Genomic DNA, 23,811 nt, shown 5'->3' on the forward strand with positions numbered 1-23,811 from the left:
GAATGCGCCGCGGCGATCCAGTATCGTTGCTGCGCGCACGCATGTCCGCCCCCGCGAAGAGCCCGAGCCTGATCGTCGGAATCGACCTCGGCACCACGCACGCCGTCGTGGCGTGGGCCGAGCGCGACGCCGATCCCGGCGCGATCCGCGTCTTCTCGATCCCGCAGCTCGTGACCGCCACCGAGATCGAGGCGCGCCCGCTGCTGCCGTCCCTGCTCTACGCGCCCCTCCCCGGCGAGGCGCAGGCCGATCCTTTCGGCGACGCGCCCTTCGCGATCGGCGAGCACGCGCGCCGGCGCGGCGGCGAGATCCCCGGGCGGCTCGTCGCCTCGGCGAAGAGCTGGCTCTGCCACCCCGCCGTCGACCGCACGGCGCCCATCCTGCCCTGGGGCGCGGCCGAGGAGGCGGCCTCCCTGCCGCGCGTCTCACCGCTCGACGCGAGCGCCCGGATCCTCGCCCACGTGCGGCGCACCTGGGACGACGCGTTCCCGGAGCGCCCGCTCGCGGCCCAGGAGGTCGTGCTCACCGTGCCGGCCTCGTTCGACGAGGTCGCGCGCGAGCTGACGGTCGAGGCCGCCCGCCGCGCCGGCCTCTCGGCGCGGCTCCTCGAGGAGCCTCAGGCCGCGTTCTACGACTTCATGCGCCTCGCCGGCGCGGACGGCCTCGATGCCCTGCTCGCCCGCTCGGACGGCGAGGCGATGGTCCTCGTCTGCGACGTCGGCGGCGGCACGACGGATCTCTCGCTCATCCGGGTCGCCCGGGGCGCCGGCGCGGCCAAGGGCCACCCCGAGGTCTCCCGCGTCGCGGTCGGCCACCACCTCTTGCTCGGCGGCGACAACATGGACCTGGCGCTCGCCCATCTCTGCGAGCCGCGCCTCGTGGGCGCAGGGGAGAAGCTCGACCCGGCGCGCTTCGGCCAGCTCGTGCTGGCCTGCCGCGCCGCCAAGGAGCGCCTGCTCGCCGGCGGGGCCTCGTCCGGCGGCGCCGGCAGCGCCGCGCCTTCGCCGCCGGACGACGCGCCGGTCACGGTGCTCTCGCACGGCGCGCGCCTCGTGGGCGGCGCGCTGACGACGCGCCTCGGCCGCGAGGAGGTCGAAGGCGTCGTGCTGGACGGCTTCTTCCCCGAGGCGCCGCGGGACGCCCGGCCGCAGCGCGGGCGGAGCGGGCTCGTCGCGTTCGGCCTGCCCTACGAGCGGGACGTCGCGATCACCCGGCACGTGGCCTGGTTCTTCGCGCGCCACGCCCCGGAGGCGCGAGGGCCGACCGCGCTGCTCCTGAACGGCGGCGTCTTCCGCGCCCGCCGCGTCGCGGAGCGCCTCGCGCAGGTCGTCGAGCGCTGGGGCGGCCCGCCGCTCGATCTGCTCCCGCACGCCGATCCCGACCTCGCGGTGGCGCGGGGCGCGGTCGCGTATGGCCTCGCCCTCGCGGGCCGCGGCGTGCGCATCGAGGGGGGCGCGGCGCGCGGCTACTACGTCGGCCTCGAGCCGCCCGCCGGCGGGGGGCCGCGGCCGGCGGTCTGTGTCGTGCCGCGCGGCGCGAAGGAGGGCAGCGTCCACGCGGCGGCCGGGCGAACGTTCGCGCTCGTCGTGGGGCGCCCGGTGCGGTTCGACCTGTTCGCGTCGGACGACGCGCGCGCCGATCGCGCGGGCGACCTCGTCCCCCTCGAAGACGACCGGTTCGAGGCGCTGCCGCCGATCGCGGTGGCGTTCGACGCGGGGGACGCGGCGCGCGCCGCGACCGGCAAGCAGGCGGAGGTGCGGGTGCAGATCGAGGGAGAGCTCACCGCGATCGGCACCCTGGATCTCGCCTGCGTCGAGGTGGACGCCGCGGCGCCGCGCCGCTTCCGGCTGGCGTTCCAGCTGCGCGAGGACGGCCGCGGCGCGCGCGCGACCGAGGCCGAGGGAGGCGCCCCGGCGGAGCGGGCGCAGGCGAGGCCTCACGCCGCGGCGGCGCCGGGCGGCAAGCGCCTCGACGAGGCCCGGGAGGCCATCGAGCGGGTGTTCGGCAAGGGGCGGCCCGACGTGGCGCCGCGGGAGGCGAAGAACCTCGTGCGCGAGCTCGAGCGCGTCCTCGGGGAGCGCGCCACCTGGACGACGGAGACCGCGCGGGCGCTGCTCGACACCCTCGTCTCGAGCGCGCGCTCGCGGCGGCGCTCGGCCGATCACGAGCGCGTGTTCTGGTCGCTCGCCGGCTATTGCCTCCGCCCCGGCTTCGGCGACGCGGGCGACCCGGCGCGCGTCGCCGCGCTCGCGCCGCTCTTCGCCGAGCGGCTGGCGTTCCCGCAGGAGGCGCGCTCCTGGCAGCAGTTCTGGATCGCCTGGCGCCGCATCGCGGGCGGCCTCGACGAGCCGCTGCAGGTCGCGATCCGGGATCTGGCGGATCCGTTCCTGGCCCCGGCCGAGCAGCGGCTGAAGAAGCCGAAGGGGGTGAAGCCGGAGGCGCTCGACGATCTGCTCGAGCTCTGCGCGTCGCTGGAGCGCGTGCCCGCCGGCCGGAGGAGCGAGCTCGGCGCGTGGATCCTGGAGCGCACATGGACCGACCGCGACGCGCGGCTCTGGGCGGCGATCGGCCGCCTCGGCGCGCGCGTGCCGGCCTACGCGAGCGTCCACCATGTGGTGTCGCCGGCGGCGGCCGAGCGGTGGATAGACCACCTGCTGCGCGAGAAGTGGCAGGAGCTGCCGTCCGCGGCGCCGGCCGCGGTGCAGCTCGCGCGCAGGACCGGGGACCGGGCGCGCGACGTCTCGGACCGGGTCCGCGGCGAGGTGGAGCGGCGGCTCGTCAAGGTGGGCGCCCCCGAGGCGTGGCTCAAGGCGGTGCGCGAGGTGGTGGCCGTCGAGGAGTCCGAGCGCGCGGCGTTCTTTGGCGAGGGGCTGCCGGTGGGGCTGCGGCTTGTGAGCGAGTAGGAGCGGTCAGCGGCGAAGTCGGCCGCTGAACTGCACCCGCTCTACTCGCCGGAAGCCGCCTCGATGCACGCATCGAGCTCCGGCGTCGCCCGCCAGCCGCACTCGCCCGACGCGCCCCGCTCGCACACGCTGTGCTCCTTGTAACACCCGTACTCCTCGAGCCACTCGCACGTGGTGACGATCTCCGCACCCTTGTCCGCGCAGATCTGCCCGCTGCAGCCCGTCGCCACGCACGGCGCAGCCTCGCCGCCGCCGATGCACGCTTCGAGCTCCGGCGTCGCCCGCCAGCCGCACTCGCCCGACGCGCCCCGCTCGCACACGCCGTGCTCCTTGTAGCACGCATACTCCTCACGGTACTCGCAGGTCGTGGCCACCTCCTCATCGGCGCAGACCTGACCGCTGCAGCCGGTCACCACGCACGGCGCAGGCTTGCCGCCGCCAATGCACGCCTCGAGCTCCGGCGTCGCCCGCCAGCCGCACTCGCCCGACGCGCCCCGCTCGCACACGCCGTGCTCCTTGTAACACGCGTACTCATCGCGCCACTCGCAGGTCGTGGCCACCTCCTCATCGGCATCGGCGCAGACCTGACCGCTGCAGCCGGTCACCACGCACGGCGCAGGCTCGCCGCCGCCAAGGCACGCCTCGAGCTCCGGCGTCGCCCGCCAGCCGCACTCGCCCGACGCGCCCCGCTCGCACACGCCGTGCTCCTTGTAACAGGCATACTCCTCCCGGTACTCGCAGTCCGTGACCACGTCCTCGTCCGCGCAGACCTGGCCGCTGCAGCCGGTCACCTGGCACGAGACCGGCTCGCCGCCCGCCACCCCACCTCCCCCAGGGCCTTCCCCCCCGCCCTCGATCGGGCCCTGACAGCCTTTGCCCTTGGCGCCGGTGAGCAAAGGTACGAAGAGCACGAGCATCGCAACGACGAGTCGGTGACGTTTGCTGAAAAGATCCATCGTCAAGCCTCCTATCAAATAGTGACGAACCTGCCATTCGGCAGCCGCAGGCGCCAGGATTCACACCTCGTGCCAAGCACGGCACCGGCGCATCCCCACGCGCAGACGCGATGCTCCCGCGGTGACGAGCAGCTGCCCACAAGCCGCGTGAGCCGCCTCCAGGTCATGAGAGCTCACCCCGGGATCAGGGCATCGAACATCGCCACGGCGCACGCCTTGCGGGCAGGCCCATGACCGCCGGCAGCCCGCCGGCCGCACACTCTGGCACAAGCCACGGAAATACCCGCAAATTCCTTGGATCTTCCGTGGGGTTCCGCATGGCCCGTTACTTGCTAAGTGCGCCGGGCATGGGACCTGAACGGTGCACGCGCACCGGCGCAGACATGACGCCCTGTGTCTCGTCCTCAACGAGGTGAACTATGACCTTCCTGTCTAGAACTTACGCCAGCTGGCTCGTCCTCGCGACGGCGGCGGCCTCGGCCGGACTCACCGGCTGCGGGAAAGGCTCGACGGGGCCTTCCGAACCCGGCTCGACCGATTTCATCTCTGACAATCCGAGGGCAGGCGGTGGAAGAGATACGGCCGCCGATGGCGGCGAGGGCTCAGCGGGCACCGGAGGCGACGGCGCCCCGACCGCGCCCCCGGCCGATGGCGACGCCGAGCGCGCGATCACCGAGGCCGACATCATCCAGGTCAAGGACGGCAAGCTCTACGCGCTCTCGCAGTACTCGGGGCTCAGCATCATCGACATCTCCCGGCGCGACCGGCTGAGCCTCCTCGGGCGCTACCGGGCGAGCGGGATCCCCTTCGAGATGTACCTTCGCGACGGGGTCGTCTACGCGATGTTCTCGTCGTGGACCCAGTACATCTACGACGCCGCCACCGGCGAGTACTCGTATGAGCAATCGAGCCACATCGAGGCGCTCGACGTCTCCAACCCGGCGGCTATCCAGCAGATCGGCTCGTTCGACCTGCCGGGCGCCATCTCCGACTCGCGCATCGTCGGCGACGTGCTCTATACCGTCACGTTCGAGGACGGCGGTTGCTGGGGGTGCAAGGAGTCGCGGAACACCACGGTCACCTCCCTGGCCGTCAGCGACCCCGCCGAGATCGCCGTGGTCGATCAGCTGAGCTACGACGACGACCCCAACGACTACGGGTGGCAGCGCAGCGTGAGCGTCACCCAGGACCGCATGTACATCGCGGGCATCGAGTGGGACGGCACCGACGAGGGGCACTCCACCATCCAGGTCGTCGACATCTCCGATCCCGGCGGCGCGCTCGTCGAGGGCGCGAGCGTCGAGGCCGTCGGCCAGATCCAGAGCCGCTGGCAGATGGACGAGCACGAGGGCGTCCTCCGCGTCGTCAGCCAGCCCGGCCTCTGGCGGACCGACGCGCTGCCCGGCGTCCAGACCTTCGCCGTCGCGTCCTCGCAAGAGCTGACGCCCCTCGGCTTCACCGAGCTCACCCTGCCCAGGCCCGAGACGCTGCGCTCCGTGCGCTTCGACGGCGACCGCGCCTACGCGATCACGGCGGAGCAGACCGACCCGCTCTTCACCATCGATCTCAGCGATCCGGAGCACCCCGCCCAGCTCGGGGAGCTCGAGATGCCCGGCTGGGTCTACCACATGGAGCCGCGCGGCGACCGGCTGCTCGCCCTCGGCTTCGACAACGCCGCCACCGACGGCGCGCTCCACGTCTCGCTCTTCGACGTCTCCGACCTCGCGAAGCCCACGATGCTGGAGCGCGTCCATTTCGGCGGCGACTGGGCGAGCTTCGCCGAGGGCCAGGACCGGATCCACAAGGCCTTCACCATCCTCGACGATCTCGGCACCATCCTCGTGCCGTACAGCGGCTGGGACATCGACGAGGCCGAGGGCTGCGGCTCGTACGAGAGCGGCGTCCAGCTCGTCGACTTCACGGCCGACACGCTCACGAAGCGCGGCTCGGCGCCGGCGCGCGGCCAGGCGCGCCGCGCCTTCGTCCACGACACGCGGCTCTTCGCCGTCTCCGACCAGGAGGTCGGGACGTTCAACATCGATGATCGCGACGCCCCGGTCGAGGCCGCCGACCTGGCCCTGGCGACGGTCGTCAGCAACACGGTCGCCACCGGCGATCTCGTGGTCCGCATGGGCGCGGACTGGTGGACACAGGCCGCCGAGCTCGAGGTCGTGTACGCCGCGGACCCGGGGCGCACCGAGCCGATCGGCAAGCTCGACCTCTCGACGCTGGCCTCCGGATCGAAGAGCGACTGCTATGGATCCGGCCTCTCCAGCGCGCAGCTCTTCGCGCACGGGCAATATGCCTACCTGCTCTGGCCCTCGTACACGGACTCGACGAAGACGAGCCTCGCCGTCATCGATCTCACGAACCCCGAAGCCCCCCGGATCGCGAGCCAGCGCGATCTGCCGTTCACCAGCAACGCGCTCTACTATAACGGGTACTACGGCAGGATCGTCCCCGCGGGCGCCGCCGTCGTCCAGGCAGGGAGCACGCTCGTGCTCCGCAACGTCGAGGACCCGTACTACTACTACGAGGACGGCGGCGGCGCCCCGCCGCCGCAGCCCCGCGATCCGTCGCTCGAGATCATCGACCTCTGGAACCCGTCGAGCCCGACGCACCGCTCGCTGCCCCTGCCCGACGGCGCCGGCTACACGGGCCTGCAGCTCGACGGCACCACCGTGCTGACGTCGCACTGGGTGCCGCTGCAGAACGACCCCTCCAGGGCGCGCTTCTACCTCGACCGCATCGACGTGGCCGATCCCTCCTCGGCGGTCGTGCGGACGCCGGTCAACGTGCCCGGCTCGCTGCTGACCTTCGATGGCGCGTCGGACCGCGCGCTCACGGTCGATTACCAGGTGATCGAGGTCCCGGTCGCGGGCTACAAGGAGTGCTACAGCGCGTTCAGCTACAACGCCGAGTTCGTGCCGGCGAACCAGCAGAACTACGATGGCCCCGGAGTCTGCCGCGGGACGCGCCACACCCTCAAGCTGCTCGACGTCGGCAGCGCGAGCGCGAGCCTCCGGGACGAGCACACGCTCGACGACGACACCCGCCTGGACCAGGTGTTCGTGGGCGATGACCGCGTGTTCATGTACACCTCCGGGTACTACGCCGTGGGCGACGCGGTGGGCGGGGGCGCGTACACCTCCGGGATCCTCGTGGCCAGCGGGCTCGAGGGAGGCAGCATCGATGTCGCGATGAAGGAGCTCTCGAGCCCCGACGCCGGCTGGCCGCGCGCCGTGGACGGGACGCGCCTCCTCCTCGCCGGCTACAACCCGCCCGGGCTCTCGGTGCTCGACGCGGCCGACCTCGACGAGCTGACGCTCGAAATGAAGGGCGAGCTCTCGTCGTACGTCTCGCAGGTGACGATCTCCGGCGACAACGCGCTCTGCGCGCTCTGGTACCACGGGCTCGAGGTCGTCGACCTCGGCGACTGAACCGCGCGCCGCCGCTTCACCCCGCGCGGCTCGTCACGGGCCGCGCGGCGAAGGCGCCGCGCGGCCGCTACCCTCCCCCGTAGATCCGCCCGATCTTCTGCACCGAATCCCACACGTACACGCAGCCCGAGCTCAGCAGGAGCCCCGGCAGGATCACCGCCGACCAGGCCAGCGAGAGCCGCGCGCTCGGCGCGGGGCGCTCCGTCTCCACCAGCGCGGCGCGGGCGAGGCGCCGGACCGCGTCGGCCCGGGCCGGGTCGAGCGGGGCGACCGGCGGCAGATCGGCGAGGCCCCTCGCCAGCGGATCCTCTCCTGAGAACGGCTTCATCGAGTACCTCCCCGCGTCTGTCCATCCGGCGCGTCCGCGGCGTCCGCGGCGGAGATCGAGGTCGTCGATCCCCGCCGGGGCCGCTCAGCATTTCGCCTTTCGAGGCGGGCCGCAAGCTCGGCGCGGGCGCGCGACAGGCGCTTGCGGGCGGCGTCCTCGCGGATGCCGAGCACCTGGGCGACCTGCGCCGTGTCGAGCCCCTCGACGGCCCCGAGGAGCAACACCTCGCGGTGCACCGCCGCGAGATCGCGGAGCGCCGCCTCCAGCGCCGCCACGTCGGCTCGGGCGTCCGCCGTGCCCTCGGGCTCGGGCGCGGCCGGCGCGGGCTCGCGGGAGAACAGCGCGGCGCGGGCGAGGTCGAGCAAGGCGGAGCGGCGGTGGCTCCGGTAGCGGTTCCTGGCGATCGTGAACAGCCACGCGGCGAGATCGGTGTCCTCGGCGAGCCGGCGGGCGTGGCGCGCGACGGCGAGCCAGGTGTCCTGGAACAGGTCCTCGGCGACGTCGCGCCGGCCGGAGAGGCGCACGAGGAAGCCGAAGATCCGGGGGTGGTAGCGCGCGTAGAGCGCGTCGAAGGCGCGCGGATCGCGGCGCCTCAGGCGAGCCGCGAGCTCGGCGTCGGACGGAGCTGCTGCGCCCTCCCTCTCCACGCCGGCATAACGCGCGAGGGCCGCGGGCGTGACAAGGAAGTTTTCCGGTCACGGGATCCGCGGCGCCGCGTTGGGGCTCGTGAAGGCCGGCGCACACGGCGGCGGCGGCGACACGCGGCAGGCAGAGAAGAGCAGACGAGAGGGAGGCACCGATGTTCGATTTCTTCGTCGAGGGCGGCTGGGGGATGTGGCCTATCCTGGTCTTCGGGATGGTCACGGTCGGCGCGGGGCTGCAGTTCGCCCGGCGGCCGGAGCCCGGGAAGCTCGGGTTCATCGCGGCCATGGGGCTGACGACGCTGGTCGCGACGATCCACGCGACGTGGATCGACCTCGGCGCGGTGTTCAGCTACCTGTCCGACCCGGCGAAGGTGCCGGACGGCGAGATCGCGCGTGTGCTCGTCGTGGGGCTGAAGGAGAGCACGCGGCCCGGGTCGCTCGGCGGGTTGCTGCTCGCCATCGCGTGCCTGCTCTCGGCGGTGGGCATCCTGCGCGCCGGTCGGGCGGCGTGATCCGCGGCGCGTCGGCGCTTGGCGCCGGGGCCCGGGTGCGGCACACAAGGTCCATGGGCAGAGCCGAGCTCGCGCAGCTGATCGACCGCGATGGCCTCGACGCCTCGGACGGCTCGCGAGGCCGCCTCGCGATCGCCGTCCCGGCGGCGTGGGCGCGCGACGGCGCCGACATCGAGATCACCGTGCCCGCCCGCGTCACCTGCGCCCGCTGCGACGGCGGCGGCTGCGACAGCTGCGCCCGGAGCGGCGCCCACCGCGCCCCGGCGGAGGTCGCCGCGAGGACGCTGCGGCTCCGGCTCCCCCCCGATCTCAGCGGCGGCGTGACGCTCCGCCTCGTACGCCCCTTCGGCGAGCGCGCCCCGCTCGATCAGCTCCTCGTCGAGCTCCGCGAAGACAGCGCGGCGTCGCCGGGCGTGCACCGCGTCACGCCGCCCCCGTCGGACGCGCTCGCGCGCTCTCCGACGGCGAACGGCGGGCGCTTCCGTGTGCTGGGCGCCGAGCTCGGCGCGCCGGCCGTCATCGCGACCCTCGCCGCGCTCGCGGCGGTCCTGGGGCTCCTGCTCGGCCGCTGAGCGCGCGGGGAGGCCGCGCGCTCCGCCCTCGGTCGACGCGGGCGAGGCCGGCTGGAGGGCCTCGCTGCCGTGCTTTGCTCATGCTAGCGAGAGGCCCGCGGACGCGCGCGGGAGCCGACCGCACCGCCACCTCCGCGCAGGGAGAGCAAGCACATGAGCCTCAGCGAGCCCATGCGGGCCAGGATCGCCACCATCATCCGCGAGAGCGATGTCGTCCTGTTCATGAAGGGCACGCGCACCGTGCCGCAATGCGGGTTCTCCGCCACGGTGGTGAACATCCTCGACGAGCACCTCCCCGAGTACCAGACGGTGGACGTGCTCTCGGATCCCGCGCTGCGCGACGGCATCAAGGAGTTCTCGAGCTGGCCCACGATCCCGCAGCTCTACGTCCGCGGCGAGTTCATCGGCGGCTGCGACATCGTGAAGGAGCTGCACGCGACCGGGGAGCTCGTGAAGGCGCTCGGGCGCGCGCAGGGCGAGGCGCAAGCGCCGCCCACGCTCCGCGTGACCGCGGCGGCGCTCGCGGCGTTCGCGGCCGCGAGGGAGTCCGAGGCCGACTTCGTCCACATCGAGATCGACCCGTCCTACAACTACGGCCTTTACTTCGGCCCGCGGCAGGCAGGCGACGTCGAGGCCCAGGCGGACGGGGCGGTGTTCCTGCTCGACCGCGCGAGCGCGCGGCGCGCCGAGGGGCTGTCGATCGACTTCGTCGAGGGCCCCTCCGGCGGCGGCTTCAAGCTGGAGAGCCCGAACGAGCCGCCGAAGGTCAAGCAGATCTCGTCGACCGCGCTCAAGGCCCTCCTGAACGGCGGCGAGGCGATCGAGCTGTTCGACGTCCGGACCGAGCAGGAGCGCACGATCGCCAGGATCGAGGGGGCCCGTCACCTCGATCAGGCAGGGCAGCGGTACCTGGAGACGCTCGCGAAGGACGCGCGGATCGTCTTCCACTGCCACCACGGCGGCCGCAGCCAGGCGGCCGCGGAGCACTACCTCGCGAAGGGCTACAGGAACCTTTACAACCTCCAGGGCGGAATCGACGCGTGGTCGCAAGATGTCGACCCCTCGGTGCCTCGGTACTGAGCGCCTCGGCCAGAGGCACGCCCGCGACGAGCAGCCGCACACCCACGACGGGAGAGGCGCGGGCATCGCGGCTCGATAGATTTTTTTAACCACAACGGCCGATATCCGAGAGCCTTCAGGGCCGGCGTGGGATCATGTATGCGTAAGGTGTGGGTGCCGACGATCAGTCGACGATCAGGGCGTCCGACACCGCGCGGTCGGCGTCGCCGGAGGGGGCGACGCCTGGCCTGGTGGTCATCTTCGCCCGCGGCCAGCCTGCCTGCGCGCCGATCCCGCTCGAGGGCGGCGCGGTCGTGCTGGGCCGCGCAGCGGCGGACGACACGGTGGTGGTCGAGGACGAGCAGGTGTCGCGCCGGCACGCCCGCATCGCGCTGTCAGGCGGGGGTCTCCGGATCACCGATCTCGGCAGCAGGAACGGCACCTTCGTCGATGGAGCGCAGATCGAGGATCAGGTCTTCTCGTCGCCCCCGCGCGTGATCCGGCTCGGGAGCACGCTGCTGCGCTTCACCGCGGACATCGAGCCGTTCCAGCGGGGCGGGGTCCTGGAGCACGAGGACGGGCTGGTCGGCCCCACGCTCAGGCAGGTCCGCGAGGCGATCCACCGCGCGGGGATGCGCGGGGATACCTTGCTGCTCACCGGGCCGAGCGGCTCGGGCAAGGAGCTCGGGGCGCGCGCCTACCATGCGGCGACGGGCCGGGGCGGCCCCTTCGTCGCCGTGAACTGCGCCGCGATCCCGGAGGGCCTCGCGGAGCGGCTGTTCTTCGGGGCGCGGCGCGGCGCCTACTCGGACGCGACCGCCGACGCCGAGGGCTATGTCCAGGCGGCTCACGGCGGCACGTTGTTCCTCGACGAGATCGCGGAGCTCGATCCGGCGGTTCAGCCGAAGCTGCTCCGCGTCCTCGAGACCCGGGAGGTCGTCGCGCTCGGCGACACGCGCCCGCGCAAGGTGGAGTTCCGCCTGTGCGCGGCCACGTTGAAGGATCTCCAGGCCGAGGTCGCGGCGCGCCGGTTCCGGGACGACCTCTATTACCGGATCGGCCGGCCCGAGGTGCGGATCCCGTCGCTGACGGAGCGGCTCGAGGAGATCCCCTGGCTGGTGGCGGCGGAGCTCAGGCGCACCGGCGCGCGGCTCGCGCCGGGGGCCAGCTTCCTTGAGTGCTGCGCGCTGCGCGCGTGGCCGGGCAACGTGCGGGAGCTGCTCTGCGAGGTGCGGCAGGCGGGCCTCGCGGCGCTCGCGGCCGGGCGCACCGCCGTGGAGGTGGCGGATCTCGCGCCGTCCGCGGGCCTCGACATCACGGAGGTCGCGAGGCGCACGCCGCCGCCGCCGGAGATGCGGCGGCTCGCCATCGAGACGGCGCTGCGGCGCGAGCAGGGGAACGTCACGCGCGCGGCGCGCTCGCTCGGGATGCACCGGAACCAGCTGCGCCGGTGGCTCGCCCGGCATGGCGTCGACTCGTCGGCCTTCGCCGTCGCGGGCAAGCGCAAGGGCGGCGCCTCCCTCCCCTCCGCCAAGGACGGCGAGCGCCACGAGCCCTCGTGACCGGGGGCGGATGAGCGGTTGAATCCGGCGGTCGACAGCCTAGGAAGGCGGCGGGGAGTCTTCATGAGCTCAGAGATCAGAACCACGGATCTATGCGACGAGCACCCGGACGTCCTCGTCGCCGATCCGATCTTCCGGGATTACGGCGGAGCCCGGCTGTTTCACGGGCGCATCACCACGGTGAAGGTCCACGAGGACAACGTGCTCGTCCGCAAGGCGCTCGAAGAGCCCGGCCAGGGGCGGGTGCTTGTCGTGGACGGAGGCGGCTCGCTCCGCTGCGCGCTCCTCGGAGACAACATCGCCGCCATGGCCCACCAGAACGGCTGGGCCGGTGTGATCGTTCATGGGTGCATCCGCGACGCGGAGGCGATCGTCCAGATCCCGATCGGCGTGAAGGCCCTCGCGACGCACCCGAGGAAGAGCGCCAAGAAGGGCGCGGGGGACCGCGACATCGCCGTGACGTTCGCCGGGGTCACGTGGGTTCCTGGCGAGCTCGTCTATGCCGATCATGACGGCATCGTTTGCGCGCACGCGCAACTTGCCTGAGAGCCCGCGCGCGCGCTCGCGTCCGAGGTGCGGCAAAACGCACGTCTCTGGGCGCTTTTGCCACACCTGGAGAGGAGGGCGCGCGGCGGCTGCGCCCGGTATGGATGGGCTCGGATCCGGTCAGGACGCGTGAACGTCGCGCGCCGCGTCGAAGCGCGCCAACTGGCGCGGCCAATGCATCACGAGCAGGGGAGGAGCGATCAACACTCGTAGAATCGGGAGGACAAGAATGGGCAACATCACATCGGAACTGAAGAGCGATCTGAACAAGAGCCTGGAGTCGCTCCAGACCCTGCGCGACGAGATCCGCGTCAGGCTCCACCTTGCCGGCATGGACGCGAAGGACGCCTGGGACAAGCTGGAGCCCAAGCTCCTCGACGCCGAGAAGCTGGCCGACGACGTCTCCGAGGCATCGCGGCACGCGCTGCGCGAGATCGTGGAGAAGGTGAAGGAGTTCCGCTCGTCGCTCCCCTCCTGATCACCGCGCCACCGCGGCGGGATCGAGACGGAATCGAGACGAGACGAGGTGGGGGCGCGACGCCGGGTCAGCCCCGCAGCGCGGCCGCCACGACGCGCGCGACGCTCCCCCACCCTGGATCCGCCGCGCAGGCCGCGAGCCGCTCCCCGACGACGTGGGAGCGCCGGTGATCGTAGAAGCCGGGCGGCCGCGGGAAGGCGGTGAGCGGCGCGCGCAGGAGGGTCTTCTCGACCTGCGCGAGCATTGTTGTGTTGTGCACGAAGCCGAGCCCGCTCCGGATGTCGGCGAGCGTCGAGCCCGGGTGACCCCCCCAGGGCGGGACGACGGCCGCGTGCGCGGCGGCGGGCGCCTGGTTCACCGCGATCACGCCGTACCGAAGATCGAGCAGCGCGCGGTCGAGCGCGGCCCCGACGGCGGGGTCCTCCTCGCTCATCGGATGCATCACGATCGTCGCGCCAAGGCTGCCCCGGAGCCGGTCATTGCAGAAGCGGGTCGCCGCCTGCAGGAACTCCACCGGATCGCTCGAGCCGACCTCGACGACGGAGAGCGCGCCGCCGAGCGGCTCGGTCGAGAACAGCGGCTCGGCGGCGTCCGAGGCGTCGAGCCCGGCGATCAGCGTCCAGGGGAGCTCGCCCGGCCCTGGCGCGCCGATGCGCGCGACCCCGCACGGCAGCGGCACGTCGGCGGAGGCCTCGAGGCGCTCGGGCTCGATCGGCGCGCGCCCGGCCGTGAGGGCGGCGTACCGCGCGTCGGCCTCCGGGTGGGCGGCGCGCCGCAGCGGCACGGCGGTGAGCGCGCGGCGCAGCATCCGGAAGAGCAGCGGCCGCTGTGTGAAACCCCTGGGCAGGACGAGGACGCTCGCGGCGTGGCCGCCGTGCGACGCGCCGCTCACGATCTGGCTCGCGAGGCACCTCGCCTGGAACCAGAGCTCGTCGCCGCCGTAGAGCCACGGCATCACGAGGACCGGGCTGGCGCCGCCGAGCGTGGAGGAGATGGGCTTGTCGAGCAGCCGCTCTCCCGAGGCCCGCCGGCGCGCCTGCGCCGGGCCCGGCGGCCCCCAGACGAGCGCGTCGTGCGCGCCCGCCGGGCCGGTGACGTGGACCTCCGAGACGGCGGGGTGGGCCGCGAGGTAGGCGCGCGAATCCGCGCCGCCGTAGACGAAGCGGAGGAGCCCGCGCGCGACGAGCGGCGCGAGGGCGCGCTCCATCAGCGCGCCGAGGGGCGCGCTCCGCGGGCTCATCGCGAGCGCCACGACGCGCCCCTCGACGAAGAGCTTGTGCAGCGCTTCCCGGAGGGGAACGCCGGCGACGTCGCCCGCGCCGAGCACCAGCGCGACGCCCCCTTCGGGGTCGCGCTGCTGGTAGAAGCGCGCCTGCTCTTCGCGGACGCTCTCGCGCGTCGCCCCGGGCTGCATCAGCACGCGCGCGCGGAGGGGCCCGTGCAGGGCGGTGTCCTTCAGGCGCGTCGGGAACACCTCCACCTCGATCCGGCCGTCCGCGCGGGCGCGCACCGCCCCGCGGCCGAGCCGGGGGCGCCCGCGCGCGGCGATGTCCTCGAGCGCCTCGGCCAGGCGGCGCACCTGCGAGAGCGTGACGCAAGGCCCCGCGAGCCACGCCTCGCCGCTCGCCGCCGACCCGGGATCGAGCCCCCGGTCGGCGCACGACGCCTCGACCTCGGCGCGCGCGGCGGCGAGCAGGCCCGGGAGCGACGAGCGGAGCAGCGAGGCCTTCTCGAGGGGCGGCATGCGAGCGAACCCGAGCGCGGCGTCGCCCAGCTCGGACAGCGCACGATCGAGCTCGGCCGGGGCTGTCTCGGCGCCGCTCGCGGCGCGCGGATCGACCGCCGGCACGGCCGCGGCGCCGCTCGATGCGGCGCTTCCAGGCGCGAGTTCTGTGACGGCGGCGACTTCGGGGACTGGCATCGGGACGGAGATTACAGGCTGGAGATCGCGCGCGCGAGCACGGCGACGGTTCGCGGCGCGCGTGTAGCCGGCGTGCTCGGGATTCGGTACAGTCCACCGCCATGGATTGCGCTTTCACCACGGGTCTGGGCCCCGCGCGCGCGCCCTCCTCCAGGGCAGCTCTCCGCCCGGCAGCTTGCGGCCTCCTTCTCGGCCTCGGCGCGCTCCTCCTCGCGCCAGCGGCGACAGCGCAACAGAACGCTCAGCCGCTCCCGCAGGGCCAGGCGCAGCCCGGCGGAGCTGCCCAGGCGCCGTCCGGGTATCCCCAGCAGCAGGGGTATCCTCAGCAAGGTTACCCTCAGCAGCAGGGGTATCCGCAGCAACAAGGGTATCCGCAGCAGCAAGGTTACCCGCAGCAACAGGGATATCCTCAGCAAGGCTACCCGCAGCGGCAGGGATACCCTCAGCAGCAGGGATATCCTCAGCAAGGCTACCCTCAGCAGCAGGGGTATCCGCAGCAACAAGGATATCCTCAGCAGCAGGGATACCCTCAGCAGGGATACCCTCAGCAGGGATACCCCCAGCAAGGTTACCCTCAGCAGGGATACCCGCAGCAAGGTTATCCCCAGCAAGGCTATCCCCAGCAGCCGCCCGGCTATGGTCAGGGCTACGCCTTGCCGGCCGGGCCCCCGCCGCCCCCGAAGCCCCCCGAGTCCACCTGCTGCCGCTGGTCGGTCCGCTACAACGCGCTGGATCTCCTGTTCGGGAAGATGACGTTCGAAGGCGAGGTCGCGATCATCGGGCCGCTCACCATCGGGATCGCGCCGTCGTGGATCTGGGGCTCGCTGGAGGATGCGTCGCTCGACACGACCGGCTACGCGCTCGCGGCGGACGTCGGTGTCTACGTCGAAGGCAAGGCGCTGCGAGGCTTCTGGGTGAAAGGGCGCATCGGCTACGAGTCGTTCGAGGCGGTCATCACCCCTCCCGGGCGGCTCGAGGGCCGCGGCGATGTGAGCAGCGTCGTCCTCGGCGGCATGGTGGGGAGCACGAACGTGCTCAGCCGAGACGGCGGATTCGCCATGTCAGGAGGCTTCGGGATCGGCGTGGCGCTCGCCGATCCCGTGACGATCACCGCGGGCCCCTACCAGTATTCCTTCTACGAGAAGGCGGGGAAGATCAAGCTCATGGGGTCGCTCTCGCTCGGCGTCGTCTTCTGATCGACGCCCTCGCTTGCGCGGCCCCAGTACCGCGGGGAACTTGGCCCCGCGCGCGGCGACGTGGGACTCCTGCACCATGCCCTCTCGCATCGCCCGCCGCCCCGGGCCGGCGCTGCTGCTCCCGTTCCTGGCGGCGCTCCTGTCGATCGCGTTCGCCCTCCCCGCGCGCGCGTGGGTCGAGGTGCACATCGCCGGAGACGACGTGCGCCTGTCGATCGACCGGGCCGGCGCCGCGACGGTCGAGCACAAGGTCACGCTGAAGATCTCGGGCGGGCCGCTCCGCGGGCTCGACATCCAGGGCGTCGACCCGGACGCCCAGCTCGATCAGGGCAGCTACGCCGTGCCCTCAAAAGCCGCGGAGGCGGGCTCGCTCGCGTCCGCGACGCCGGTCGCGATCGAGCTCCTGCCCCCCGACCCCCGGCCGCGCGAGGACGGCACGCGCCGCCCGGCGGCGATGCGGGCCCGCTTCGACGGCAAGGGGCTGAGCCGCGGGGTGTTCGTGCTCTTCTTCCGCTACCGCACGGACCTCATGAAGCGCGGGCTCATCCGGCAGGACGGCCCGAGCGCCCGCGTCTCCTGGAGCGGCCCCGTCTGGGACGACGGCTACGACTCGGCGCGGCTCACCGTCGCGCTCCCGGCCGCGCCCGACGAGCCGCGCGTCGACGAGGCGCGCGCCGGCGAGGCGGGCGAGGCGGCGTCCCCCGACGCGCTCCCGGCGCCGACGACGCTCTCGACGCTCCGCCGCGCGCTCGACAAGGACGAGCTGGAGCTGCTCCGCCCGTACGCCCCCAAGGCCGAGCCGATCCGGTGGGCGATCCGCGCCGACGCGCGCGCCTTCCAGCCCGAGCCCGCCGCGGCGAAGCCCGGGGCCGACACGCTCGGCCGCATCTCGGACGCCGCGGCCGGCAGCCCCGATCGCAGCCGCACCCTCTACGTTGCCGCGGGCGTGGTCCTCTTCGCGCTCTACAGCGCCCTCGTCGCGCTCAAGGCGCGCGAGCACGAGCGCCTCGCGCGCGCCGCGGGCGCCCTGCCGCGGCCCCTCGTCCCGATCCCGCTCGCGCCGCGCGCCGCGCTCGCGGGGCTCGCGCTCGTCGCCGGCGTCGCCCTGGAGCTCCTGCTCAGGGACGGCACGCCGGGCGCCGCGCTCGTGGCCGCGGCGACCGCGCTCGCCGCGCACCGCACGCCCCGCCCGGAGCGCACCGCCGCGACCTTGCGGCGCCCTGGCAAGTGGCTCCCCATCGCGGAGGCCGAGGCGTTCCGCGAGCCGCCGCGGGCGCGCGGCGTCTACCTCGACGTCTCGACGCGCGCCGGAAAGGCGCTGCTCGTCGCGCTGCTCGCCGGGCTCGGCGCAGGCGTCCACGCCGTGGCGGCCGCCTCGCCGTACCACGCCCACCTGCTCGCGCTCGACGCGACGGCGCTGCTCGCGATCTTCTGCACCGGCCGGCTCGCCGAGCTCCCCGCCGATCCGGCGGCGCGGCCTGTCGCGTTCCTGCGCGACGTCGCGCGGCGCGTGCGGCGCCTGCGGAAGGCGCCCGCCGGCGCCGCGGCCGCGGCGCAGGAGCTCCGCGTCGTCGGCCGCCTCCGCATCCCGGACGGCAGCCCCGACGCCGACGAGCTCCGGCTCGGCCTCTCGCCGCGCGCGGCGCTCCCCGGCTTCGTCGGGATCGAGGTCGGCGTCGTCTACGCGCCCGGCGCCGGCGGCGCCATCGGGCTGCCCGAGGTCCTGCTGCGCGTCGCCCCCGGCTCGCCGTGCGAGCGCGCCGTCGAGGGGCTCGCGAAGAGCGGCCGGTCCTCGCGCGGCCGGCGCCCCGGCGAGCGCGTGCTCGCGTTCACGCCGCGCTTGCCGACCGCGAGGATGACGGCGGCCATCGCCGCCGCGCTGGTCCGCGCCGTGTCCACCCCGCCCGCGAGCGCCACGCCGACGAAGCCGTCCGGCGCCGGCGCGGCCGGGGCGACCCGCGCGCCGCGTCCCCGCAAGAAGGCGGTCTCCGCTGCGGCGTAGCGCCGGGTCAGCCCCCGTCCCAACACGCCTTCGCGCTCCGCGAGCCCCCCGTCAGCGTTCGTAAGCCTCCGTAAGCCTCCGTAGACAGCGCGCGAACATCTCGATATATGGCCGCGCGATGAGCTTCGGAGTTGCGGGCTCGAGCTTTCTTACGCGGTTCCAGCCCATGCGCACGCCGTTGCTCGTCAGCGAGCGGATCTACGCTGCTGCCGGGGGCTTGCTCGGGCTGCTGGCCACCGGGTTCGTGATGCACGCTTGCCTTGGCCCCACCGCGCACGCTCCGCTCCTGATAGCGCCGATCGGCGCTTCGACCGTGCTCGTGTTCGGGGTCCCCGCCAGCCCGCTCGCCCAGCCCTGGTCCGTGCTCGGCGGCAACGTGCTGGCGGCCGTCATCGGCGTCACGGCGGCTCGCGCCATCCCCGATCCGCTGTGCGCCGGCGCCGTCGCGGTCGCGGTCACCATCGCCGTCACGAGCCTGCTCCGGTGCTTGCACCCGCCCGCGGGCGCGGTGGCGCTCACGGCGGTCATCGGCGGGCCGGCCGTGACGAGCCTGGGCTATCACTTCGCGCTCGTGCCGGTCGCCATCAACTCCCTGCTGCTCGTGGCAGCGGGGCTCGTGTTCAACAACCTGGTGCGCCGCAGCTACCCGCACGTCGTGACCTTGCCGGCCTCACCCCACGGCACCGCCGATGCCCCGCCCGAGCTCCGCGTCGGCTTTTCGCCGAGCGACATCGACGCCGCCCTCGAGCGCCTCGGTACGCCGCTCGACGTCGAGCGCGAAGATCTGATCGCCCTCGTCCGGCACGTCGAAGAGGAGGCGCACCGGCGCCTGCGCGGAGGCGTCACCTGCGGCGAGATCATGTCGCGCGATCTGGTCACGATTCACCCCGACGATCCGAGCGCGCTCGCGCTCCGCCGCCTCCGCGAGCGCGCCCTGCGCGTCTTGCCGGTGGTCGACGAGCGAGGCGTCGTGCACGGCGCGATCGACGTCTCGATCGCGTCGGCCATGCCCGAGGCCGCCGTGCGCGACCTGCCGTCCATCTACTTCGAGACCGCCAGCGAGGACACGCCGATCAACGAGCTCTTCCAGCTCCTCTCCCGCGGGCGCGTGCACGAAGCGCTGATCGTCGACGCCAGGATGCGCCTGCGCGGCATCGTGACCCAAACCGATCTCCTGGCCGTGATCAGCCGCGCGCAGCTCGCCAAGGGCTCGGCGCTGGTCGGGTAGCGCACGCAGGGCAGTACGCCCCTATGCGACACAGGCGCGCATCGCCACAGCGCACCATCCATGCACACGCCTTCACGTGCAGGAACACATCTTCAAAACGACAAATCGCCGGCTGCTCCACGCGAGCGTATAGCGGGCGATGATCGAAACATGATAGTCTCGAGATAATCGTCTTTGTCTCCAGCGCCATCGCTGAAACGGATCGAATCGTGCATGGGTCGGCGCTCTCGCGGCCTCTCCAGCAAGGGCTGAGCGGCCAGTCGACGCTCGCGACCCCATCGTCGGCCTTGGTCACCTCGGAGTTTGGTCACACGGCATATTTGCATGTGTGGATGCACGTGTTGAGCCGGCCCTGAAGGAGCTCTGGCGCCCATCACGCCTGTCGAGATCATCTGTCCTCGAACAGGCCCCAACCGATCGGGAGCGAACATGGCAGAAAGACCCGTTGTCCGCGTCATCACCTCCAGGCCGCTGTCCGTGTGTGCTGCGGCCTGCGCCTGGCTCGCCGCGGGCGACGCGCTGGCGGCGTACCAGTTCGACGCCACGGAAGCCGCGTACGACGCGACCTACGCGGCGGCCCCCATCGACGTGACCGGCGTCGTCGTCGACGAGGCGGGGTCGCCGATCGCGGGGGCGGAGGTGACGGCCATCGGCTGGGGGAGCGGCGCGGTCAACCACGGCGAGATCGCGTTCACCGACGGCGCGGGCGCGTTCACGCTGGCGGCGCTCGCGCGGCGCTCGGTCCTGCTGCGCGTCGAGGTCGACGGGTACTACAGCGAGATCGTCCCTGCCGATCTGCACCTGCCGCTCGCCGAGGCGGCCGCCGGGGTCGGCCGCGTCGTGCTGACGGAGCAGCGCGCGGGCCGCGCCCGGATCCTCGTGGGAGGCGACACGATGTTCGGTCGGCGCTTCATCGACAGCGACGAGGACGGCGTCGAGGGAGAGGTGGGCGATCTGATCCGCCCCGCGACACGGCAAGCCGACGCGAGCGCGATCCTCTCGTTCCTGCGCGACGTCCTCTCGTCGGCCGACTACACCCAGGTCAACCTGGAGTGCCCCGTCACTGCCAACCCGCAGACGCCCCACCCTTACAAGTCGTTCACGTTCTTCTCCTACCCCGAGACGGTCAGAGCGCTCGCGCTCTCCGGCGTCGACGCCGTGAGCCTCGGCAACAACCACATGTTCGATTACCTGGGGGCAGGCGTCGCCGACACGCTCACCGCCGTCCCGAACGCCGGCCTCGACTGGTTCGGCGCGGGGCTCGACGAGACGATGGCGAAGGGCACCGTGCTCTACCGGACGCTCGGCGGCGTCGACGTGGCCTTCCAGGGGTTCAACCAGCTCGTCAACGACGGGACGACGCTCCCGGAGTACACGCTCACCGCCTCCGACGGGCCCCCTCCCAAGGCCGGCGCGCTCGAGCTCAGCCTCACCGAGATCAGCGACTTCATGGCGGAGGACGCGGTCGGGCGCTTCGCCATCCCGGTGCTGCACGGAGGCATCGAGTACAGCGACTATCCGTCGTCCGGCATGCGGCGGCGGTTCACGCAGCTCGTCCAGAAGGGCGCCGGCATGGTCGTGGCGCACCACCCGCACACGATCCACGGCATCGGGCTGTACAACGCCGGCGCCGGCCCCCGCTATATCTTCATGTCGCTCGGCAACATGGTCTTCGATCAGGACATCTTCGAGACGTACCAGTCGTACCTCGCCGCCATCGACATCGACGAGGACGCGAGCGGCAACCGCGCGGTGCACCGCGTGCAGCTCATCCCGTTCCAGAACGAGGACTACGTCCCGAAGCTCGTGGGCGGCGCCTGGCTCGGCCGGGCGATCCGCCACATCGGCCACCTCTCCACGACGCTGCCGGCGGCGCCCGCGCCCGGCGAGGCGGCGGACGGCCTGACCGGGGCGGTCGTGTTCGCGAGCGGCCCGCGGGCCGCCGCGGCGAGCAGCGCCTCGCAGTACACGACGAGCGATGCCGTCGAGACGCGGACCGTGCCGCTCACGAGCCGCCGTACAGGCCCCCTCGCGCACCTGCGCTCGACCCCGGCGGACTCGCTCGCCGCCGTCCGGACGACGGCCGCCGCGAGCTGCGATTACGGCCGGGAGATCATGCTCTACGGCGACTTCGAGGACGGCGACGTCGACGACACCTCCCACGAAGGCTCGATGTGGTCGATGAGCGAATACCGCTACATCGAGAACAGCGTCGTCCACGGCGGGACCGGCGCGATGGTGTTCCTGCGCAAGTCGAGCAGCACATCCGAGGTCTCGACCTATATGAACAACCGCGTCAAGTTCGAGCCCGGCCGCAAGCTGACGCTGACCGGCTACATGAAGGGAAACAACGCCGGCCAGATGCGTGTGCAGGTCTACTGGTACACGAGCGGCGGGACCAGCGTGTCGAACAGCGTCGTGTTCACGCGCGCGGCAGGCACCTACGGCTGGCAGCCGTTCACCGTCGACCTGACCCCGCCGTCGAACGCGGGCTCGGTCCGGTTCTATTTCAGGGCGGGTGTGCCGGCGAGCGGCGAGGCCACCTCGTTCCTCGACGACGTGTCGCTCATCGAGTGGGAGGGCACCGTCGCCGACAGCTCCCTCGGGTTCGCGTTCGCCACGCCGAACGACTGGAGCTTCGTGCGCTGCACCGCCACGGATCCGGCGCTCACGAGCCTCGGCGTGACGATGACGCACCGGTCGTACGCGCTGGCCCCGGCGACGCCCTGAGCGCGCCGCCGCGGCCCGCGAGGGCAGCGGGCGCGGCGGGGGCGGCGGGGGCGCGAACACGCCGAGCGGCGTCGAGCAGGCCGAGCTCGACGCCGAGGCAGAGCCGATCTGGAGCCCGCGCTGCTCCTGCGAGACGTTGATGGCGCCGATCTGGAGCCCATCGACCCGACCGATGTTGACGCCGGCCGCCTGCGCGCCCGTCACGTGCCCGCGAGCGACGTTGACGGCGCCGGCCGCCTGCAGGCCGTCGACGTCGGCGTACGTCTGGTTGGCGACGCCGGCGATCTGCGCGCCGGTGACCGTCGTGCTCGCCCAGCCGAAGAGCCCCGCGAGCTGCACCCCCGCGAGCGGGGCGTCCGCGAAGGCGAAGCCGCCCGCGAGCTGCAGCCCCTCGGCGCGCCCCGAGACGACGCTCGCGACCCCGAGCTGGAGCCCGCGCAGATCCTCCGACGTCCACGAGAACAGGCCGACCTGGGCGCCGTCCACGAACCCGACGCGCCCGAGCGGAAGCGCTGCGCGGCGCCAGCACGGCCGGAGCGACCGCGCAGGCCGCGAGGATCGGCGCGGCCTGGAGAGGACACCTCGCTCGGCGCGCGCGCGGCGACATCGCACCATCGTACACGCGTGCAGCGCCGAAAGGCTGCTCCGCAGGCGAGGAATCGAGCGGCGTCGATGGCGGCGCCGCATGGATCCATCACAGCACCCCTGACCTCGACTTCCGCGCGCTGCTTCGATAGCCTGCGTGTGGGCGCTGCGCCGTGGACTCGCCACCTGCGCGGAGCCCACGCGCCACGGATTTGCCACCATGAAGCCATCGTCTCTCGCGCCCGTGCTGGCCCTCTCCGCGCTCGCTGCCGGCTGCGGCTCGGAGCCTGAAGGCCCAGACCTCGTGTGGCCGATCGGGGGGACGGACGAGATCCAGCCGATGTCGTCGAGCTTCGGTCCCCGCCTGCAGACCTCGCGCGATGGCGTCTACGACTTCCACCGCGGCATCGATATCCCCACCGTGATGGGCACCCCGGTGTACGCGGTCGCCGACGGAAAGGTGATACGCGCAGGCCGCTACGAGGATTTCGAGGACGTCGTCGTGCAGATCGAGCACTGCGATCAGCCGGGCGCGTGCCTCTACAGCAACTATATCCACCTGACGATGCCGCTCGTCGAGACCGGCGATCAGGTCGGGCGCGGTCAGCACATCGGCTATACCGGGCTCGCCGCCAGCAGCCTGTTCCCCCACCTGCACTTCGAGATCCGCGAGGGAGGGCACGAGAAGGCGTACTGCGTGCACCCGCTCCGCTTCCTCCCCACGCCGGGCGGGTTGCCCCCGGCGCTCTCCCTGCGCCGCACCGACGAGGACTCCACGTCGAGCGTCTCGGTCGAGGTCGAGGCCACCCTGCCAGGCATCTCCCCGGGCCTCGTCGAGCTCGCGGTCGCGACGTCCAGCCGGTCGACCGGGGAGGTCATCGAGGAGCGCGTGTTCAACTACGAGGAGTGGAACCGCAAATATACAGGGGAGGGAGACGCCACGACCATCGACGAACAGAGCCTCGGAGGCATCCGGATCGAGCCGGCGAAGTTCAACGCGCAGTCCGCGGCGTACGTGATCGGGTTCCGCTTCAGCGATCTCGGCGGGACGGCGACGGCCGACGATCTCCAGATCACGGCGCGGGCGCGCGACGTCGACGGCCATGTCGTCGAGGCGCGCGCGCCCTGAGGCGACGCGGCGCGGCGCGG

Annotated in this window: 18 protein-coding genes; 13 read left to right on the forward strand and 5 right to left on the reverse strand. The window is 72.9% G+C overall.

Features of this window, described 5'->3' with window-relative positions:
• Nucleotides 1–41 precede the first annotated feature (41 nt).
• A complete protein-coding gene (locus tag WMF11_RS35695; protein ID WP_437973908.1) occupies nt 42–2,903 on the forward strand; it encodes an Hsp70 family protein in 2,862 nt (953 codons plus the stop codon).
• 41 nt (nt 2,904–2,944) lie between these two features.
• Here WMF11_RS35695 and WMF11_RS35700 read toward each other — a convergent pair whose 3' ends face one another.
• The gene (locus WMF11_RS35700) at nt 2,945–3,859 is read right to left on the reverse strand and encodes a hypothetical protein (protein WP_437973909.1); all 915 of its coding nucleotides are present in this window, start codon (nt 3,857–3,859) and stop codon (nt 2,945–2,947) included.
• A 419-nt stretch (nt 3,860–4,278) separates the two neighbouring features.
• Here WMF11_RS35700 and WMF11_RS35705 point away from each other — a divergent pair, with 419 nt between their 5' ends.
• Nucleotides 4,279–7,299, forward strand: a complete 3,021-nt coding sequence (locus WMF11_RS35705) for a beta-propeller domain-containing protein (protein WP_437973910.1) — start codon at nt 4,279–4,281, stop codon at nt 7,297–7,299.
• 67 nt (nt 7,300–7,366) lie between these two features.
• On the opposite strand, the gene WMF11_RS35710 is transcribed toward WMF11_RS35705, so the two are convergent.
• Together WMF11_RS35710 and WMF11_RS35715 are read right to left on the reverse strand one after the other, a co-directional pair.
• Nucleotides 7,367–7,627: a hypothetical protein gene (locus WMF11_RS35710; protein WP_437973911.1), complete on the reverse strand. Its 261-nt coding sequence runs from the start codon at nt 7,625–7,627 to the stop codon at nt 7,367–7,369.
• The gene (locus WMF11_RS35715) at nt 7,624–8,274 is read right to left on the reverse strand and encodes an RNA polymerase sigma factor (protein WP_437973912.1); all 651 of its coding nucleotides are present in this window, start codon (nt 8,272–8,274) and stop codon (nt 7,624–7,626) included. The genes WMF11_RS35710 and WMF11_RS35715 overlap by 4 nt, the downstream gene beginning before the upstream one ends.
• Nucleotides 8,275–8,426: 152 nt before the next feature.
• On the opposite strand from WMF11_RS35715, the gene WMF11_RS35720 reads away from it, so the two are divergent.
• From WMF11_RS35720 to WMF11_RS35745, 6 genes are all read left to right on the forward strand, one after another.
• Nucleotides 8,427–8,783 (forward strand): hypothetical protein, encoded by a 357-nt coding sequence (locus WMF11_RS35720; RefSeq protein WP_437543868.1) that lies wholly within the window; start codon nt 8,427–8,429, stop codon nt 8,781–8,783.
• Nucleotides 8,784–8,836: 53 nt separating this feature from the next.
• Nucleotides 8,837–9,355: a hypothetical protein gene (locus WMF11_RS35725; protein WP_437973913.1), complete on the forward strand. Its 519-nt coding sequence runs from the start codon at nt 8,837–8,839 to the stop codon at nt 9,353–9,355.
• 153 nt (nt 9,356–9,508) lie between these two features.
• Entirely contained in the window at nt 9,509–10,435 is a 927-nt protein-coding gene (grxD, locus tag WMF11_RS35730) for a Grx4 family monothiol glutaredoxin (protein WP_437973914.1), read from the forward strand.
• Nucleotides 10,436–10,584: 149 nt separating this feature from the next.
• Nucleotides 10,585–11,976, forward strand: a complete 1,392-nt coding sequence (locus WMF11_RS35735) for a sigma 54-interacting transcriptional regulator (RefSeq protein WP_437973915.1) — start codon at nt 10,585–10,587, stop codon at nt 11,974–11,976.
• Between the two features lie 63 nt (nt 11,977–12,039).
• Entirely contained in the window at nt 12,040–12,522 is a 483-nt protein-coding gene (rraA, locus tag WMF11_RS35740; protein WP_437973916.1) for a ribonuclease E activity regulator RraA, read from the forward strand.
• Nucleotides 12,523–12,751: 229 nt separating this feature from the next.
• Nucleotides 12,752–13,000, forward strand: a complete 249-nt coding sequence (locus WMF11_RS35745) for a hypothetical protein (protein ID WP_437543878.1) — start codon at nt 12,752–12,754, stop codon at nt 12,998–13,000.
• Nucleotides 13,001–13,067: 67 nt separating this feature from the next.
• On the opposite strand, the gene WMF11_RS35750 is transcribed toward WMF11_RS35745, so the two are convergent.
• A complete protein-coding gene (locus WMF11_RS35750; protein ID WP_437973917.1) occupies nt 13,068–14,921 on the reverse strand; it encodes a hypothetical protein in 1,854 nt (617 codons plus the stop codon).
• An 11-nt stretch (nt 14,922–14,932) separates the two neighbouring features.
• The gene (locus WMF11_RS35755; RefSeq protein WP_437973918.1) at nt 14,933–15,532 is read right to left on the reverse strand and encodes a hypothetical protein; all 600 of its coding nucleotides are present in this window, start codon (nt 15,530–15,532) and stop codon (nt 14,933–14,935) included.
• Nucleotides 15,533–15,574: 42 nt separating this feature from the next.
• Between WMF11_RS35755 and WMF11_RS35760 the strand changes: the two genes are divergently transcribed.
• The 5 genes from WMF11_RS35760 to WMF11_RS35780 all read left to right on the forward strand — a co-directional run bounded on the left by WMF11_RS35760 (nt 15,575) and on the right by WMF11_RS35780 (nt 23,791).
• Nucleotides 15,575–16,117 carry a hypothetical protein gene (locus WMF11_RS35760; protein ID WP_437973919.1) on the forward strand — a complete coding sequence of 181 codons (543 nt, stop codon included), beginning with the start codon at nt 15,575–15,577 and terminating at the stop codon, nt 16,115–16,117.
• Between the two features lie 76 nt (nt 16,118–16,193).
• Entirely contained in the window at nt 16,194–18,119 is a 1,926-nt protein-coding gene (locus tag WMF11_RS35765; RefSeq protein ID WP_437973920.1) for a hypothetical protein, read from the forward strand.
• 118 nt (nt 18,120–18,237) lie between these two features.
• Nucleotides 18,238–19,347 carry an HPP family protein gene (locus WMF11_RS35770; RefSeq protein WP_437973921.1) on the forward strand — a complete coding sequence of 370 codons (1,110 nt, stop codon included), beginning with the start codon at nt 18,238–18,240 and terminating at the stop codon, nt 19,345–19,347.
• 429 nt (nt 19,348–19,776) lie between these two features.
• The gene (locus tag WMF11_RS35775) at nt 19,777–22,077 is read left to right on the forward strand and encodes a CapA family protein (protein WP_437973922.1); all 2,301 of its coding nucleotides are present in this window, start codon (nt 19,777–19,779) and stop codon (nt 22,075–22,077) included.
• Between the two features lie 805 nt (nt 22,078–22,882).
• Nucleotides 22,883–23,791, forward strand: coding sequence for a M23 family metallopeptidase (locus WMF11_RS35780; protein WP_437973923.1), 909 nt, complete (start codon nt 22,883–22,885; stop codon nt 23,789–23,791).
• Nucleotides 23,792–23,811 lie beyond the last annotated feature (20 nt).

The organism is Sorangium sp. So ce295 (genome assembly GCF_051527405.1).
Taxonomy (GTDB): Bacteria; Myxococcota_A; Polyangia; order Polyangiales; family Polyangiaceae; genus Sorangium; species Sorangium cellulosum_B.